General features: G+C 34.1%; 15 protein-coding genes and 1 pseudogene. 6 read left to right on the forward strand and 10 right to left on the reverse strand.

Annotation, left to right across the window (positions count from 1 at the left end; translation table 11 throughout):
* Nucleotides 1–16 precede the first annotated feature (16 nt).
* The 4 genes from OPR37_RS03625 to OPR37_RS03640 form a co-directional block, all read right to left on the reverse strand.
* A complete protein-coding gene (locus OPR37_RS03625; RefSeq protein ID WP_264684802.1) occupies nucleotides 17–412 on the reverse strand; it encodes an ankyrin repeat domain-containing protein in 396 nt (131 codons plus the stop codon).
* A gap of 91 nt (nucleotides 413–503) precedes the next feature.
* Complete coding sequence (trxB, locus tag OPR37_RS03630; RefSeq protein ID WP_012481748.1) at nucleotides 504–1,451, reverse strand: thioredoxin-disulfide reductase; 948 nt, start codon at nucleotides 1,449–1,451, stop codon at nucleotides 504–506.
* Nucleotides 1,438–2,037: a peroxiredoxin gene (locus OPR37_RS03635; protein ID WP_007302702.1), complete on the reverse strand. Its 600-nt coding sequence runs from the start codon at nucleotides 2,035–2,037 to the stop codon at nucleotides 1,438–1,440. Before OPR37_RS03635 ends, trxB begins: the two co-directional genes overlap by 14 nt.
* Before the next feature lie 157 nt (nucleotides 2,038–2,194).
* Nucleotides 2,195–3,379 (reverse strand): hypothetical protein, encoded by a 1,185-nt coding sequence (locus tag OPR37_RS03640; RefSeq protein WP_007302701.1) that lies wholly within the window; start codon nucleotides 3,377–3,379, stop codon nucleotides 2,195–2,197.
* A 223-nt stretch (nucleotides 3,380–3,602) separates the two neighbouring features.
* Here OPR37_RS03640 and OPR37_RS03645 point away from each other — a divergent pair, with 223 nt between their 5' ends.
* The gene (locus OPR37_RS03645) at nucleotides 3,603–3,755 is read left to right on the forward strand and encodes a hypothetical protein (protein WP_180708363.1); all 153 of its coding nucleotides are present in this window, start codon (nucleotides 3,603–3,605) and stop codon (nucleotides 3,753–3,755) included.
* A gap of 186 nt (nucleotides 3,756–3,941) precedes the next feature.
* Here OPR37_RS03645 and OPR37_RS06230 read toward each other — a convergent pair.
* From OPR37_RS06230 to gap, 4 genes and pseudogenes are all read right to left on the reverse strand, one after another.
* Nucleotides 3,942–4,094, reverse strand: a pseudogene (locus OPR37_RS06230) (IS630-like element ISWpi11 family transposase); the annotation flags it as partial.
* A gap of 187 nt (nucleotides 4,095–4,281) precedes the next feature.
* Entirely contained in the window at nucleotides 4,282–5,088 is an 807-nt protein-coding gene (locus OPR37_RS03655) for a nucleotide-binding protein (protein ID WP_064085720.1), read from the reverse strand.
* Nucleotides 5,089–5,222: 134 nt separating this feature from the next.
* Nucleotides 5,223–5,981, reverse strand: a complete 759-nt coding sequence (tatC, locus tag OPR37_RS03660) for a twin-arginine translocase subunit TatC (protein WP_007302699.1) — start codon at nucleotides 5,979–5,981, stop codon at nucleotides 5,223–5,225.
* Between the two features lie 3 nt (nucleotides 5,982–5,984).
* On the reverse strand, nucleotides 5,985–6,956 hold the full coding sequence (gap, locus tag OPR37_RS03665) for a type I glyceraldehyde-3-phosphate dehydrogenase (RefSeq protein WP_019236363.1): 972 nt from the start codon (nucleotides 6,954–6,956) through the stop codon (nucleotides 5,985–5,987).
* Between the two features lie 151 nt (nucleotides 6,957–7,107).
* On the opposite strand from gap, the gene OPR37_RS03670 reads away from it, so the two are divergent.
* From OPR37_RS03670 to OPR37_RS03685, 4 genes are all read left to right on the forward strand, one after another.
* Complete coding sequence (locus tag OPR37_RS03670) at nucleotides 7,108–7,467, forward strand: hypothetical protein (RefSeq protein ID WP_019236364.1); 360 nt, start codon at nucleotides 7,108–7,110, stop codon at nucleotides 7,465–7,467.
* A gap of 251 nt (nucleotides 7,468–7,718) precedes the next feature.
* On the forward strand, nucleotides 7,719–8,576 hold the full coding sequence (locus OPR37_RS03675) for a hypothetical protein (protein WP_264684803.1): 858 nt from the start codon (nucleotides 7,719–7,721) through the stop codon (nucleotides 8,574–8,576).
* Nucleotides 8,577–9,311: 735 nt separating this feature from the next.
* Nucleotides 9,312–9,845 carry an HK97 family phage prohead protease gene (locus OPR37_RS03680; RefSeq protein WP_007302694.1) on the forward strand — a complete coding sequence of 178 codons (534 nt, stop codon included), beginning with the start codon at nucleotides 9,312–9,314 and terminating at the stop codon, nucleotides 9,843–9,845.
* Between the two features lie 101 nt (nucleotides 9,846–9,946).
* On the forward strand, nucleotides 9,947–12,202 hold the full coding sequence (locus tag OPR37_RS03685; RefSeq protein ID WP_264684804.1) for a hypothetical protein: 2,256 nt from the start codon (nucleotides 9,947–9,949) through the stop codon (nucleotides 12,200–12,202).
* Here OPR37_RS03685 and OPR37_RS03690 read toward each other — a convergent pair.
* Nucleotides 12,195–13,421, reverse strand: a complete 1,227-nt coding sequence (locus tag OPR37_RS03690) for a CCA tRNA nucleotidyltransferase (protein ID WP_007302692.1) — start codon at nucleotides 13,419–13,421, stop codon at nucleotides 12,195–12,197. The genes OPR37_RS03685 and OPR37_RS03690 overlap by 8 nt on opposite strands.
* 333 nt (nucleotides 13,422–13,754) lie before the next feature.
* Nucleotides 13,755–15,584, reverse strand: coding sequence for a translational GTPase TypA (gene typA, locus OPR37_RS03695; protein ID WP_007302691.1), 1,830 nt, complete (start codon nucleotides 15,582–15,584; stop codon nucleotides 13,755–13,757).
* Between the two features lie 222 nt (nucleotides 15,585–15,806).
* On the opposite strand from typA, the gene gltX reads away from it, so the two are divergent.
* Nucleotides 15,807–17,141, forward strand: a complete 1,335-nt coding sequence (gene gltX / locus OPR37_RS03700) for a glutamate--tRNA ligase (RefSeq protein ID WP_007302690.1) — start codon at nucleotides 15,807–15,809, stop codon at nucleotides 17,139–17,141.
* The last annotated feature ends 174 nt before the right edge of the window (nucleotides 17,142–17,315 follow it).

Below are 17,315 nucleotides of genomic sequence, written 5' to 3' on the forward strand. Positions count from 1 at the left end.
ATAACGATCTTCATAATCATTTCTCTGGATTCAATTCAGGATGTCTAAGTAACATCTGTACGAAACTCCTATTTTCCATACGAAAAGCTAGATGTAGAGCTGTATTGAGTTCTTTAGCTTCTTGAATATTAACATTTAAATTCTGGTGCTGTAAAAGCAAAGTCATCATTTTTAAGTTTGTAGGACTATCATCACCACCCATGATAATAGTCATTAATGGTGTATATCCCTCATCAAACGCATTAACATTCGCACCTTCTGCCAGAGCTCGCTCAAAATCTCCTAGATTTTCATCATCAATAGCTTTAAATAATTTTTTTATTGATTGTCCTGAAGTTGTTTGATTTTGAGCTCGTAATCCTGTATCATTAACAGCACTTCTTCTAAAACCTACATTACTTCTCGAAAGCATACTAAATTCTCCCTAACCTATAATTTATTGACATAATTATAAAAAAAACAAAGAAAATTGCAAGTAATTTAGTTAAAAATTTTAGAACTAATTATGATTCCAAAAATTTTTCTGCATCAAGTGCAGCCATGCACCCTGTACCTGCTGCAACTACTGCCTGGCGATATACCTTATCTTGAACATCACCAGCAGCAAACACCCCTGCCCTACTGGTTAGAGTTGTTCCAGGTTTCGTAATTATATAACCTTGCTGATCCATTTCAACAAAGCCCTTAAAAATACCTGTATTTGGTGCATGCCCAATTGCAATAAACACTCCATCTACTTTCAATTCCTGGGTTTTATTGATGTCTGTCGATTTAATTGTAATGCCAGTAACTTTTTTTGGATTTTCTTCTCCAAGAACCTGTTCTACGGTATGATTCCATATTACCTTTATCTTATCATTTTTAAAGAGCCTGTCTTGCATTACTTTCTCTGCTCTTAAGTTATCACGCCTGTGTATCAGTATAACTTCCTTAGCAAATCGAGTTAAAAATATTGCTTCTTCAACAGCAGTATTTCCACCACCAACCACAGCTACAACTTTATTTCTAAAAAATGCACCATCACAAGTTGCGCATGCCGAAACTCCGTAACCTTGAAATTTCTTTTCACTCTCCAGGCCAAGCCACTTCGCTTGCGCACCAGCTGCGATTATAATTGCATTCGAATAGTAGTCACTAGCATTACCACAAGATCTAAATCTATACTCATTAGAATCCTCAAGTTGTTCTACACTTTTTATCTCATCGTCTATTATTCTTGCTCCCGCCTTCTCTGCATGCAACCTCTTTTGTTCCATGAGTTCTGGACCTTGTATAGAAATAAAACCTGGATAGTTTTCAACATCCGTAGTAATTGTAAGCTGACCACCAGGTTGCATTCCTGTTACTACAATTGGCTCTAAATTTGCACGTGCTGCATATATAGCAGCAGCATAACCCGCTGCTCCAGATCCAATAATAAGAACTTTTGTACTCAATTTATAATTCTGCACTGTGTGAGTTTAGATAATCAGCCACTCCTTCATCGCTTGCCTGCATCGCAGGCTTGCCTTTTTTCCACCCTGCTGGACATACTTCACCATGCTCTTCATTATGTTTTATTGCATCAATGATTCTAATGAATTCATCGATATTACGCCCTAAAGGAAAATCATTTATCGATTGATGACGTACAACAAATTTATCATCAATAACAAAAGTTGCTCTTAGTGCAATTGAGTCATCATATAAGACCCCATAGTCTCTTGATATAGACTTTTTGATATCAGACACTAAATTGTAGCTAACCTCTCCAATACCACCATCATTAACTGGAGTGTTTCGCCATTTATAGTGTGAAAATTTTGAATCTATACTTATTCCTATCACTTCAACATCACGTTTTGAAAAATCTTCTATTTTGTTGCTAAATGATATCAACTCAGTTGGACAGACAAAAGTAAAATCAAGTGGATAGAAAAAAAGGACAGCATACTTATCCTTTATATGTTTACTTAAACAGAAATCATCAACTATTTTTCCACTAGCAAGAACAGCCGAAGCAGTAAAATCGATAGCGGATTTTGTTACAAGATTCATAACTAACCTATTCATTCTTAATATTTATAATTTTATACCTTGATACATTTACATGCAAGTTTTCTTTAGCCCCAATCTTATAAAAACTTCCTCTTATGGCTGTGAAAATGTTATGATAAGAGCTAATTTTCATGAGTAGGGAAATACCCAAATATTACTATCTTTCACCTTTTCTCCCTTCAAATTTTTTAACCATTTCTTTTACACTTACATTCGTGGAAGGTAAATTTTTGCTGGCAAGATGGTTGATCGAAGATTTTTTATTCCCTACTGGAAATGAACGAGATTGTTTTCTCTTCACACTGATATCCGTTTGTGTTACTGAAGCAGTTTTGTTTTCAGCAGGCAACACGTTCTTTACTTGATTTCGCTCAAATCTTTCTTTTAATGCCTTTACTTTACTACTCTCGCGAGTCACTTCTTTTTTCATAGCAACTACTAGTACTTTTGGTCCATCAGCTTTTTTTGCTGATTCTTTACCATCTTGATTTTCAGATTTTAGTGGTAGTGTAGGGTTACTCTCAGCTGATTTTTCCACTACTATTTTTTGCTCTGTGCTTACTTTTTCGCCTAAATCTTTAGGCTTTGGTGGTACTGCAGGTTTATCTTTTTTCGGTTCTTGTCTAATTTTTTGATTGATAGTAAACATTTTCTCTGGTACTGGTGGTACTCTTGGTGGTTTTGGTGGTGCAAGAGATTGAAGTTGTTGTTTCTTCCTATTTTCTCTTTTTGCTTCTATATGTTCTTTAGGAATTGTTGCATAAATCGGCTCCTCTTTAATTGATTGTAGATTACGCAAATCTTTTGTTAAAGATTTGCTCTTTTCCTCTTGATAATTTGATATTTCTTCATACTCAGGATCTTCGTTTAATGAACCTCCATAACCTGAATCTTCTCGCTCATATAAGAGATTTTTCTTTTGCTGTCTATTTTCTAAATTTATTCCATATGACCTATATTTATCTTGACTTCTTTCTATTCGCTCTAAATCTGAAATTTTTTGAATAACATCTGTATATTCGATTGCTGTTCTAGCAGTTGAAGGAGGCAATTTATCTTTTATAAAATTACTTATATTCCTAATCGAAACATCTCTTCCTAATATTCTATTGAATATCCTAAGAATTAATGGCTTTTTATTTGCCTTCTTTACACAATTATTCAAGTCATCACGTATAACAAGTTTAGCTACATCTTCTGCCTTATCTGTAAAACCCTCTAAAGCATGAGATAAATCTGTTACTGTTTTACCATATTGTTTCTCTGAATTCCCTAGCTTTATAGCTTTGATCAGAGAATCGAGATTTTTTTTATAATCCTCACTTTTAAATGGATCATTCATACTAATTGTAATATTTTATTGAAATATAGATCTAAAATATTAAGATCTAGTGAATATTACTTTTTTAGTTCATATATAGCTATAGTTATACGGCGATAATGCGTAGCAGAATAACGATTTCGTCATTCTAGTATCTGCTTTTACCCCTTATCTAGGTGTGTAAAAGTGAAATCTAGTTTCGCTATATAACACAGTCTCATACAAGTAGCTTCTCGATTGAGAGTTGTCTTCTGCATTGAGCTCAACATTATTTACTACTTTTTCAGTAATAATTTCGGCAAACTCAGGAGAAAGTTCTTTTGCAGAAAATGCAGCATGTACATCATTTTTAACAAAGAAACACGTAGCAAGTGCAAATACTGCTGTTGGTACATAGCACCAATATACTAAAAAAAGTTGTAGAAGCTACTAAAGTAAATATTGCTTGAAGCATAATATACTGTTTATCAATGCCAACATATTCAGCCATCAATTTTCTAATTTTGTTATTGCTGCCGTATGGCAAAAAAATATCTTAATAAAAGCTGTTACACTATTACTAGCAAGATATCAATCACGCTCTATTGGATCTACATTTTGATTTAAAATCGCCTATTTTCTTGCACCTTTTTGCCATTCATAGAATATTAACTTTAAACCTCTTGGCTACAAATGCTCTACTTTCCCCTACATCCAATGCTTTTTTCCTTAAATCATAACTATATGCTGCTGGCATTCACATCTCCTCACTACTTTACCTATTCCATCATGTTCCGACTATTAGGAAAAGAGCTATAATTTTCAACACTAACAAAACTACTTCCTAATCTTTTACACAGCAACCTATCGAACCTCCAACTTCAGAAAAATAGTTGAAAGACAATCAAGGAAACAAACCTCTCTTCTTCATTTTGATTGGTTTCTTATTTCTCTAAAGTTTTAATGTATTCCGTTAAAGCCCTGAATCCAATGTTAGAAACTGTATCTTTTGTTATAAAGGCTATTTCCTTCAATTTTTGATGTAAACTAGGTGGCAACCTTAACACTGACTGTGCTGGCTCTGATTTTCTAACAGTAGATAAGGCTTCCTCATAAACAGATTCAATTTCCCTAATTGCTTTTAAGTCTGCTGATTCAACAATTGCCATACCTTCGCCATAGGCATCTTCAATTGCAATTCGCTGACTCAAAAAACTATCGAACCTTGTTAAGTTGTCAAAACAGCTTAAAAAAGCATCACATTTCTCAATTCCTTTTTTGGTTACAACTGGATTAGTATTCATTTGATTAAGTAGGATTCTTGCTTGAAAGTTTTTGTTACAACTTTGAGCACCGTTAACTAAGTTGCTCAGAGTGTTAAACGTCAACATATCAGCTGCAGATGGAAGAATCGGAAATATAGCTAGATTAGCTAATGATAAGGCAGCCCTTAAAGTTTCATCTACTCTTCTTGCGTCAACAATAATATCTTGATATTTGGACTGTAAAGCTTGTAGCTCATTTCTGATTACTACACCAATGTTAATTTGGCCTAACACCTTGTGAATACTGTTAATTTTCGGTAAACTTTTGTCCTTGTCTCGCTGGGATGCCCACAAGGTAGCTAGCATTAATGGGTCAAGATCATAGAGAAGGACATTTCTACCTTCCCTAGCACGCATCACCGCTATATTTGTGGCTATGGTCGTTTTACCAGTACCACCTTTTTGACCACCAACAACTATTATCATAACACACCTCGTAATATTTTAATTCACTTGGCGTCTACTAAAAAATCAATAAGGGCAGTTTACATAATCCCATTTCAATGTTCAAGAAAAAGTGCTCCGGTGCTCATTCTTTGTTTATAAATAATATTCTTAATTCAATCCTTTGCTTTCTTCTCAATATATCTGCATATCAGAATAGACAGCTCATATAATACTAACATTGGAATTGCAAGCCCTACTTGGCTTAGTACATCAGGTGGAGTTAAGATTGCAGCAATAATGAAAATTACTACTATCGCAATTCTACGTTTATTTGACAAACTTTGTGCAGTGATTAGCCCTACTCTCACCATTAAGGTTAGTATGACTGGAATTTGAAATGCAGTACCAAAAGCGAACGCGAATTGAAGAACAAGGTCTAAATATTCACTAACTGATGGCATAAACTCTATTGGTATACCGAAAGATTTACCGCTATGTTCAAAAGCAATAAAAAATTTCCAGGCTAGGGGAAATATGTAGTAGTAAACTACAGCGGCTCCCGTTACAAACAAAACCGGTGTTGCAATTAAGTATGGCAATAACACTGCCCTTTCTCTTTTATATAAGCCAGGTGCTAGAAACATATAGAATTGCCATGCAAACACAGGAAAAGAAAACAACAGTGCACTCATTATTGCAACCCTGAGATATACAAAAAACGCTTCTGTTAAGTCTGTATAGATTAGAGAAAAATCATTGCTATCTTTTGTAACTTCTATTAAAGGTGCAAGTAAAAAGCGGTATATATTTTCTTTAAAGTAGTAACAAAACCCGAAGGTAACACAAAAAAATAGAAAGCAAAAAATAACCCTTTTTCTAAGTTCCGCAAAGTGCTCATAAAATGAAGCATATTTTTGTGAGTTTTCGTTCATACTTTACAATAAAGCTATATCTAACATTCTCAGTGAAAAAGCCCATTCATTATCGTACCACGCTGCAACTCTACAGATATCACCTGTGACATATGTACCAGCTAAATCCACAATTGCACTATAAGGGTTATGGACAAAGTCTATTGAAACTAAAGGCTCGTTACATACGGAAAGCACATGATTTGCTGAATTCTTAAACATTTCATTTATTTCTCCAGCTGTTACCTTCTTATCAGTCGTAAATTTAAAATCAACCATAGAAACGTTGCTAACCGGAACTCTAATAGCAGTACCATCTAGCTTACCCTTTAACTGAGGAATGACAGAACCAATTGTTTTTGCTGCTCCAGTTGTAGTTGGCACCATAGAAAGGCCACAAGCTCTTGCCCTACGTAAGTCTCTATGGTTGCCATCAAGAATATTTTGATCATTCGTATAGGCATGTATAGTGGTCATAAAACCGCTTTTTATACCTAAATTGGAGTGTAAAACGTGTACAATCGGAGCCAGACAGTTTGTAGTACAAGAACCTGCTGAGATCACTTTATGCTCCTTTTTTAGCATATCGTTATTTACGCCGTAAACTACAGTTACATCAGCATCTGAAACTGGAGCAGAGACAATTACTCTCTCTGCATTATGCTTTGCTGCTTCCGCACGCTTGTTGAATGCACCAGTGCATTCAAGCACTACATCAACATTCCAAGGAATATTTTCAGGGCTACGTTCTCTATATAAAGAAAATTTCCTGCCATTTATAGATAGCCAATTTTCAGACTCGTTAAAATCAATATCGCCGTTAAATTTGCCATGAACAGAGTCATATTTAATCAAATGTGCATGCTGCTCAGCACTGAGCGACCCATTTACCGCCACAACTTCTATTTGCTCGCTATAGTTTTCTACTTCAAAAATAGCACGCAATACACTTCTGCCTATTCTACCAAGACCATTAATTCCTACACGAATTGTCATTTTTCCATCTTAAAAGTTTAATTATACGGAATATTGCCTGATATTTCATTCTATTCTTTTAGTTGTTAATCCTAATGTTATAATATATTGATTGACTAAAGAAACTGTATCACTTAATTAATAATGTCTAAATTTTAACTTGGAGTAGGTTATGCATGGATTACCAATGACAAATTCAGATAATCAGTATCAGCAAAGAAAAATAGAAGCATTGCAAAAAGAAAATAAAGGACTGTCAGAAAAAGTGAAAACACTACAGAAAATGTCAGTGCTGCAAAATGAAATGCTAGTAATGCTACAGTGGAAATCAATAACAGAGAAACTGCGCACAGAAATATTAAAAAAACTGCTAGAAGCACCTCAAGAAGCAGCAGCATTTCAATTAGAAGAAAGAGATGAAGATCAGCAAGTAATAGAAGACATACTGGATATGCAAGAAGAATTTGAATCTTTACAAAATTTGGAAAGTACTACTATTGAACAAACAAATATTCAAGGACAGAGCATATAGCTCTTTCCTAATCTTCAGAGTTAGCTAAGTAGCTGACTCTGAAAAGTAGATAACAATTAGGGCTTATTTTACCTTTTTTATTTAGTAAATTCCTTAATATTTCTAATTATAAAGAACCCATCAGTTATTTTTGTATTTTACGGCTAAGGATATTACTCTTTGGTATTTTATACTTTAATATATTAATATAAATCTTGATTAAGTAACTATAGTACTATATTGTTTAATAATATATATTAATGTTAATTATTATGAGCTTAGAACAATTAAAAAAATTACAACAAGATTTTCTTGGAATAATTTTTCTCATACTTGCACCAGCTAGTGCAGAAGAAGAAAGAGATATGAAGGAGCGAGCATTAGAGATTATAAGTATATTAAAAGATCATATTAATGATGATATAGAAATGAATAATCTGAGAATGACAATTTTAGACTACATTGTCTTTTGTGATAGTCAAGATAACGTAAGGTTAAATAACAGATCGTTATTAGACTTAGAAGATGCCGTCAAAAGTATTGGAGGGAAAACTTCACAAGAGTTAGGGCGAGTAAATCAGATTCCACAGCAACCAAATAGTATTGGGTTAGCGGTAGCAGAAGCTACAATACAATATGAGGCGCATGTGAGAGAAATGGAAGAGAGAAATGTAAGGATTATCACCTCAATTGGAGTATTAGGTATAACAGCCTTAGGAGTTAATCTTGGAAAATCAAAAGTGAGTGAAATTATTGGTGCAACACTTGGAGGACTATTATCCATGCCAATAATGGTCATGTTACCAGCATCAATAGCAGTAGCGTTAAAAAACAGTAATTCAGAGCTTAGAGAAGTAGTACAATATTCTCTTGATGCAACAAGTAAACCGTCAAGGATTGGGTTAGTAGCAGCTTTAGGAGCAGGCGCGATGATGTTAATTAACAATATAACTAGCAGCAGCACTGAAACAAATATGGAATTATTAGGCCCTGGTTTTATAGCTGCAACTGGAGCTGGAATTGGTGCTGCATTGTCAACGGCTTTAGCGAGAAGGATGTTTGCTACTATCTCCACAAATTTGGAAAGTACTACTATTGAACAAACAAATATTCAAGGACAGAGCATATAAACTTGTAATAGCTTCAAACTATTATAAATAACTTTCCCTACTTCCTTCTTTATCGTTACCCCGGGTGTTGTAAAACTGGGGTAATACCTTCCGCTACGCAAATCACCTACAAAACACAATCTTTTTATTCCCCCAAATAATTAGTTGTGAATTTAAGCAATCATATTAATATAGTAAATATTTACTTAATATACTAGTATTTACCTTGACTAAACAATTATAGTGCTGTATAATTTGTACTTAAGCTTTAATAGTGAGGTGTTGATGGACGCACAAGAATTAGAAAAGTTCATCAACAAAATCCCAAGATGCTGGGGAGAAAACATCAGAAGAGTTGGGAAGAAATTTAAACCCGAATGAAGCCAATAATGATATATTCTAAAATCTATCAAGAATACGAGATGGACAGAGTCATTAATGAATAGTTTTATAGCCGCTGTTTCTTTGGGATTTGGCTTCCTTCTAGGAAAAATTCTACAAACGAAGCTGTTTCTACAAATCTGGAAAACGCTGCTGTTGAACAACCCAATGTGCAACAAACCCTACCCTTATGTATATAAAATGACAAATTTTATAACTAAAAAAGTACTTCCACATTTTCAAAGCACTGCATACAATAGAATTATATTGTAGTGCCTTATACTCATCCTGAGATATAGGAAAACAATCTATACAACATTTTAAGCTGGCTCAGAGCGCTGGCAAACCCAATACCATAATTTACAAGGAGGACTTATGAATAAGAAATTTCTCTATTCACCATTATCAATAAAAAGCATAGAAGAAAACGGAGTATTTTCTGGCTATGCGAGCGTTTTTAATATAGTTGATAAGCAAAATGATCTGATATTACCAGGAGCATTTAAGAATAACTTAAATAAAAGTCAGATAAAACTTCTTTGGCAGCACAATCCGAGCGAGCCTATAGGTAATATTACGGATATTTGCGAAAATGATATTGGCCTATATATAACTGCACATTTGCTTTTTGGTATTCAAAAAGCAGAGGAAGCATATTTAATGCTCAAAACTGGAACTATTAACGGGCTTTCGATTGGCTATATACCAATAGAGTATGATGTTGATCATGAAAGCGGAGCTCGAGTGTTAAAACAAGTGGAGCTATGGGAAGTTAGTTTGGTCACTTTCCCTGCAAATTTGGCAGCTCAGGTAATCAACGTGAAAAATCAGCACAATGAACAAGAAATGTTAGCAAGAGCAATAGAAAAAGCAAATTCTGTGCTTACGAACATGTGTATTTCTACTTAAAATCTATAAAAATTTTCACACAATTTAACATTTATATTATTATTTATTTAATAATTACATTAATATATATAACTTCAATACTTTAAAAATTAGGTAATTTTATGCTAAATGCTAACAATAAGGTTAATTACGAACCTAAACAAAAGGAAAAAAAATATAGCTTATCCACTGTGCTTGCTTGGCTATATCTAAAAACAATTGGACGAATGTTGCCAGAAAAGTGGAATCAATGGGCAAAGAGTATCCTACATTACAATATTGCAGATAATGTGGTTCAGACTGATGATCTTTTAAATTCTAACAGAGAAAAGGAATTGAAGGATGAAAATGAGAGATTAAAAGAAAAGTTGAAAGAAGGTAGTAAGAAGGAGGAAAATCAGTCAAATTTAAATCAGGAATTAACTAAAAAAGAGAAAGAAATTACTAAACTTAAAGAACAAGTAAAATCATTAGGAGAGGAAAAAGAAATATTTGCTAAATTTTTTGCAGCACAAGCACAGCAGATTGAAGACTTAGAATTAGAAAATGAAGAGTTAAAGTCTAAACTTGCAGGACTTAAAAAGAACTATAGTGAATTGGTAAAAATTGCACGAAAAAGAGGAGAAGAATTTTTAGCACAGTTCAAGGAAAAGTCTGAGGAGATATTACATTTGCAGAAAGAATTAATTGAGTGCAGCAAAGAATTTGCAAATAAAATAGAAATGCTCTCAGTAGGGTTAGAAGAAAAAGATGGGGAAATAGGTAGATTAACGCAATTAAATGAAGTATTAGAACAAGAGAAAAAGGAAATGGAGACTAAAAATAACGAACAACAGCAAATCATACTTGATCGAGAGGAAAAAATAGACAAACAAGGCGCTTTAATTACTTCACTTACTGATAAAAATAAAGACATAAATGAAACTGTGAGGAAAGATAATGAAAGCCTAAGAGCGCAAAACACAGATTTAGAAAGTAAAGCTATTAAGTGGAAAAACAAATATGATACTAAAATAAAGGAATTAAAAAATCAACTTGAGGAGAAACAAGCAGAATTAGAACAAGCTAAGGAAAAAGATGCTGAAGTAGAGAATCTTAAACAACAATTAGAGAAAGAAAAGACTAATCTAAATACCATTGAAAAAGAGAAAAAAGAATTAGAAAGTGAAGTTGACAAATTGCAGGAAAAATCACAGAAATTAGAAGAAAGTAACGTTGAAATAAAGAAACAAAAGGCAGATTTGGAGGGAAAATTAAAATCTTCACAAGAAGAGAATAAAAAGTTACAAGAACAAGTACAGACATTAGAAAAAGGTAAAGAGTGGGAATCAGCTGGAATAGATGATAGCTTAAAGCAAACTTCTGCAAAGAAAGAGAAGCAGATTGAGCAGTTACAAGAGGAACGTAAGCAAGCAGAATATCAAGCGAAAGCTGATATTACAAAACCACAGGAAGAAAAAAGAGGTCTGTTAGTTAAAATAGATAGCTTAAAGGAAAATTTGTCAGTTGCGCAAGAACAGTTACAGAAACAACTAAAGTTAAATAATCAAGAGTTACTGGAATTGAAAAAAGAGAAGAGAAATGTTGATACAAAGTTAGAAGATATGGATAAAAAAACTAAAGAGGTAGATGCAATTAGTATAGCATCTACTACAAAAAAAACACTTTTTCATTCTATGAAGTCAAGCTTTTCAAATGGTTCTTATGATCTTTTCAGTAATAAGAAGCTCAAGGAATTTTTATCTCATAAAAATAGAGAGTTGAAAAAAGGTTTTCCTGAACTTGAAGGAAAACACTTTTGCCATAACGTGCTTGGTGAAACTATAAAATCTCTATCAAATCAAAGTGATGGTAAATTTGAAAGCAATAAGTTACTTGAATTATTAAAAAATAATTTGAAAAAATTAGCAAGTGAGATCATAGAAGCTGAAGTTAAAGGAGTTGTCAAAAAATATTGTAATATTGGAAATATAGATAAGGAGTTACGTGATGGTGTGTTAAAAGGCAAGCTGTTACTTTCTATTAAAAAATGCATGAAAAATTTAAGTTGGGATGAGGAAGCTGCTAATGCAATTACAGATTCTGTCTTGAACAACTTTCATAGCAAAGATAATAGCAATCTCCAAGAAATTGTTTCGGAGGAGTTAATAAAAGGTAGAATGGAATTTTTTTCAAGTAATATCGAGTTGTTACAACTAGCATCAAGCATACGAGATAAATTTTTATCTCCAGATCAGAAAATGTGCGTTCAAACTTCAAAAGAAAACAATGAATATGAATTAACAGATAAAGCTAAAAAAGAATACACACCTAACTCTTCCATGAGTCACACTAATAGCACTCCGGTAAGTGTGAAGCAAGAAGCAAGGTCTAGATAAAACTTTTAGCATAAAGCAACAGCTCCTCCTTTGTTAAAGTGTAGGAGCTGTCTTCCCAGTGTTGTCGTAGCAATTCCAAGTTTCTACCTAAATTTTTTCCTGGCTGGTGACCTATAATTATTAGATCATCCCCAGATAAAGGAAATTTTGGAATATTGAATATATGAGCAAATGAAATATACTCATCAACATTTGTTCCAGACTCAATACCACAAATCTTCATTAAGTCACAATATAATTCCTTACCAAATAAAGATATGTATTTCTTTTGCTCTTTTTCTGAAAGCTCTGTTTTGATATCGTTTGATAATAAAAATAATAGCTTTTTCTTTTGCTTATTTGAAAGACGTAAAAACTTGCTCACTTCTTCTCCAAGACTAACTCTATCTTCAGCAGTCCTAATAAGCAACGCTAATTTTGTTAGTGCATCGATTGTGGGATCTAGGAAAGGCGTATGGCCATACGCTGAGGGTTTTGTAGGAGGTTTAGTGTTGATAAGAAGTGGTGAAGATAAAATTTCGCATTTTACTTCTTTTGGAATAATTTTTTGTAAAACATCAGATTTTTGCATGCTCTTAAGTGTTGGAGCAGGATCATTGCATTCCAAGAGTTTAAATATTTCTTCTCTTATTCTCTCTCCAGAGAGGTTTTGAATCATGTGCGAATGCTTTTTGCACACATCCAATATTTCATCACTTAAATCTCCTATGCATATTTTAGCGTGAAAACGAAACGCTCTTAAAATACGTAGATAGTCTTCCTTAATCCTATCTTCAGCGTTACCTATAAAGTTTAACTTTCGTGCTTTTAAGTCCTGAATGCCACCAAAGTAGTCGTATATATGGCCATATTTGTCTGCATAAAGAGCATTAAACGTAAAGTCGCGCCTTGAAGCATCAGCTTGCCAATCATTAGTAAATTCTACCTTCGCATGTCTACCGTCACACTTTACATCATGCCTTAGCGTTGTAATCTCAAAGGATCTTTTATTTAAAATCGCAGTAATAGTTCCATGTTTTAAGCCAGTTGGAATAGTTTTTATATTACGGAGTTTTAACGCTTTAACTGCTTGATTAGGCAGCAGATTAGTAGCAAGATCGATGTCGTGAATGTCACGCTGTAAAATTGAATCTCTAACACATCCACCAACAAGCCTTGCCTCACCACCAAATTTCTCTATGGCCTCAATAATTACACTAGTTTCGTGATCAATTTGCATTTAGGTTACACATACTGAAAATCATGTTACAAAAAATGCGAAACTTTTGCAAAAATCCTCATATAAAAATATATAGGCAGGAGAGTGGTAAAATAAGAGGGTAAAGTGATAGAGTAAGTCTACAACAAATCCAGTGCCTAGAAACTTATAAGTATAAAAGTAATGTTAAAATACAATGTTTTCGATGATTATAAAAAAGCTGGATGAGCTACTTGCATGACACCTTTGTAGCCTTCTCTTGTCATCCCAGTACCTGCTCAAGTAACTGACACTGGTTCCCTTTATGATGGTGTTATCCGAGTAGCTCATCCAGATTTTTATCAGGAACGTTGATTACTCTTTATTCTTCGCCCTTCCTGCACGTTTACGTTCATTTGGATCGAGGAACTTCTTACGCAAACGTATAGATTTTGGAGTTACTTCTACCAATTCATCATCGTCTATATATGCTATCATATCCTCCAGTGTCATTATTTTTGGTGGAGTAAGCTTTATAGCTTCATCGCTACCTGAAGCTCTTACGTTTGTTAATTGCTTACCTTTAAGTACATTTATTTCTAAATCATTGTCACGACTATGCTGACCGACAATCATACCACAATATACCTTATCTTGTGGCTTAACAAACATAATTCCCCTATCTTGCAGATTGAAAATTGCATACGCTACTGCTTCGCCTTTGTCTGTTGAAATTAAAACCCCATTACGCCTTCCGGAAATTGAACCTTTATGTGGAGCATAACTGTGAAATAAACGGTTGATTATACCAGTGCCGCGAGAATCAGTTAAAAATTCTCCTTGATAGCCAATTAATCCCCTTGATGGCACTAAAAATGTCAACCTAGTTCTGCCACTACCAGAAGGTCTCATGTCAGTTACTTCACCTTTTCGAAAGCTAAGTTTTTCCATGATGATTCCACTATACTCATCATCTACATCAATTACTACTTCCTCTATAGGTTCAAGTTTTTTGCCATCTTCTTCTTTAAACAGCACTCGAGGCCGTGAAACTGAAAGTTCAAAACCTTCCCTTCTCATATTTTCAATCAGTACCCCAAGCTGCAACTCACCACGTCCACCTACTTCAAATGCTTCACCACTTGGAGCCAAAGTTACAGTAATTGCAACGTTTGTTTCTGCTTCTGCATATAAACGATCTTTTATAACAGTTGAGGTAAGTTTTGTTCCCTCTTGCCCAGCAAAAGGTGAGTCATTCACGCTTATAGTAATCGCCATTGTTGGCGGGTCAACTGGAGTTGAGCTGATCGCAGTTGTAACTTCTGGTGCTGCTATAGTGTCTGAAACTGAAGCTTTCTCAAGTCCTGCAATGGCAATGATATCACCAGCTACAGCTTGCTCTACTGGAACGCGTTTTAAGCCAGAAAATGAGAGTAACTTAGTTAATCTCCCTCGCTCAACCACTTGACCATCAAGATCAATTACCTTAAGATCTGAGTTAACTTGCGCGATTCCTTGGTAAATCTTTCCTGTCAATATTCTGCCAAGAAATTTATCAGATTCAAGTAAAGTAACTAGCATAGCAAAAGGTGCATTTTGATCATAAACGGAAGGTTTTATGTAATCTATCACCGTTGAAAATAATGGGCTTAAATCTTTTCTCTCATCAGATAGCTCCTTAGCACACCAACCATTTCTACCTGAAGCATAGAGTACTGGAAAATCTAGTTGCTCGTTGGTTGCATCAAGGTTAAAAAATAACTCATATATTTCATTTAGTACTTCATCAATTCTGCTGTCTGGTCGATCAACCTTATTGATTATCACAATCGGTTTTAAATTTGCCTTTAGTGCTTTTGACAACACAAACTTAGTCTGTGGCATTGGACCTTCTGCAGCATCAACCAGTAGTAATACACCATCTGCCATGCAGAGCACCCTTTCCACTTCTCCACCAAAATCCGCATGTCCTGGTGTATCAATGATATTGATTTTCTCATCACCCCACATTATTGACGTACATTTTGCAAGTATTGTAATCCCACGTTCACGTTCTTGATCACCACTATCCATCACTCGTTCTTGAACTTCTTGATTCTCACGAAACGTGCCACTTTGTTTTAACATGTTATCAAGTAAAGTAGTTTTTCCGTGGTCAACGTGTGCAATTATTGCAATATTGCGGATTGATTTAAATTCACTCATTTCTTATCATTTCAAATTTAATTTAATAACAAGTATACGTATAATATATTTAGAGTAAATAACTAAAGCCGTGCTTTCAGAGTATTTTAGGCAGATCATGGAACTCTAACAAAAAGGTTTCATGTTCGCTGTACTTTGTAGCAACTAACACCAAGACAAAGAAGAATCTTGCTTTAGCAGTACATTTATATAAAATTAAAATAAACTAAAGTAATCATTTAAATGCTAACAAGATTCGCTCCAAGCCCAACTGGCTACCTACATGTAGGAAACATACGCACTGCACTCATTTGTTGGATGTACACACGTAATCAAAATGGAAAATTTTTACTACGTTTTGATGATACTGATCTTGAGCGTTCAGATATCAAATATGTAGATAATATCATAGAAGACCTAAAATGGATTGGCATAAATTGGAATTCAAGTTTTAAGCAATCAGAGCGTTTTGAGCGCTATAACGAGGTGTTCTTACAGTTAATGAAAGAAGGTCATATTTATGCATGTTATGAAACAAGAGAAGAATTAGACACTAAACGAAAATTGCAATTAAAACAAGGTTTTCCCCCTGTTTACGATAAAGGTGCGTTGCTTTTAACTGAGCAAGAGAAAATTCGTTATGAGCAAGAAGGACGAAAACCACATTTCAGATTTAAATTGGATAGAAATAAAACTGTAAAATGGAATGATGAAGTTAAAGGCGAAATAAATATTGCAACAATTCATATCAGCGATCCTGTAGTAAAAAGAGAAGATGGAATTTATACGTACATGCTACCTTCTGTTATTGATGACATTGACTTTAATGTAACCCATGTTGTACGTGGGGAAGATCATGTAACTAATACCGCAGTTCAGATTCAAATGATTCAAGCATTAAAAGCGAAAATTCCTATCTTTGCCCACCTTCCCTTACTACACTTTGATGATAGCAAAATATCGAAACGGAAAGGCGGGCTGGATATTAAGTCCATAAGAGAAGATGAGATTGAATCAATGGCGCTAACTAGCTATTTAGCAAAGCTTGGAACATCTGATCCGATAGAAGCTTATATTGATATGCAGTCTTTAATTGACTCATTTGATATCAAAAAATTTAGTTCAGCATCTTTACAATTCAGCTTGAGTGAAATGTATAAGCTAAATAGCAAAGTGCTACAACAAATGCCATTTGAAATGGTGCAAGATCGTTTAAGTCAAATTGGCTCAGAGTTTTGGTATTTTATAAGGAGTAATATAGAAAAGTTTTCTGAAGTGGCCAAATGGTGGAAAATATGCAAATTTGGTATAGAACCTGTGGTTCTTAATAAAGAGTTTATAAAAATAGCGCTAAGCACATTACCTCAAGGTGATTGTAATGAAAACACATTATCAGAGTGGGTTAAAAATATTCGACAGACAATTGATATAAAGGCAAAAGATCTATTTATGCAGTTGCGCCTCGCTTTAACAGGAACAGAAACAGGTCCAGAACTCGCTAAATTATTAATTTTTATCGGTAGAGAGAGCATTATTGCAAGGTTAGAAGAAAGCCAAAGAATTATACAAAAGGTTTAAATGCACCGAATGTATTTTGAATGACACCAATAAGCATTGTTCAGGAAATGTGAAAATATTAGATTTCTTGTCATTCCAGTTTCTGCTCCTGTCATTCAAGTAGCTAACACTGGAATCCATAATCTCGCCAAAACGTTGTATTTTAAAATAACTTCTATACATATCCCATATTTC

It is taken from the genome of Wolbachia endosymbiont (group B) of Lycaena phlaeas (assembly GCF_947251875.1).
In the GTDB taxonomy this organism is placed as follows: domain Bacteria; phylum Pseudomonadota; class Alphaproteobacteria; order Rickettsiales; family Anaplasmataceae; genus Wolbachia.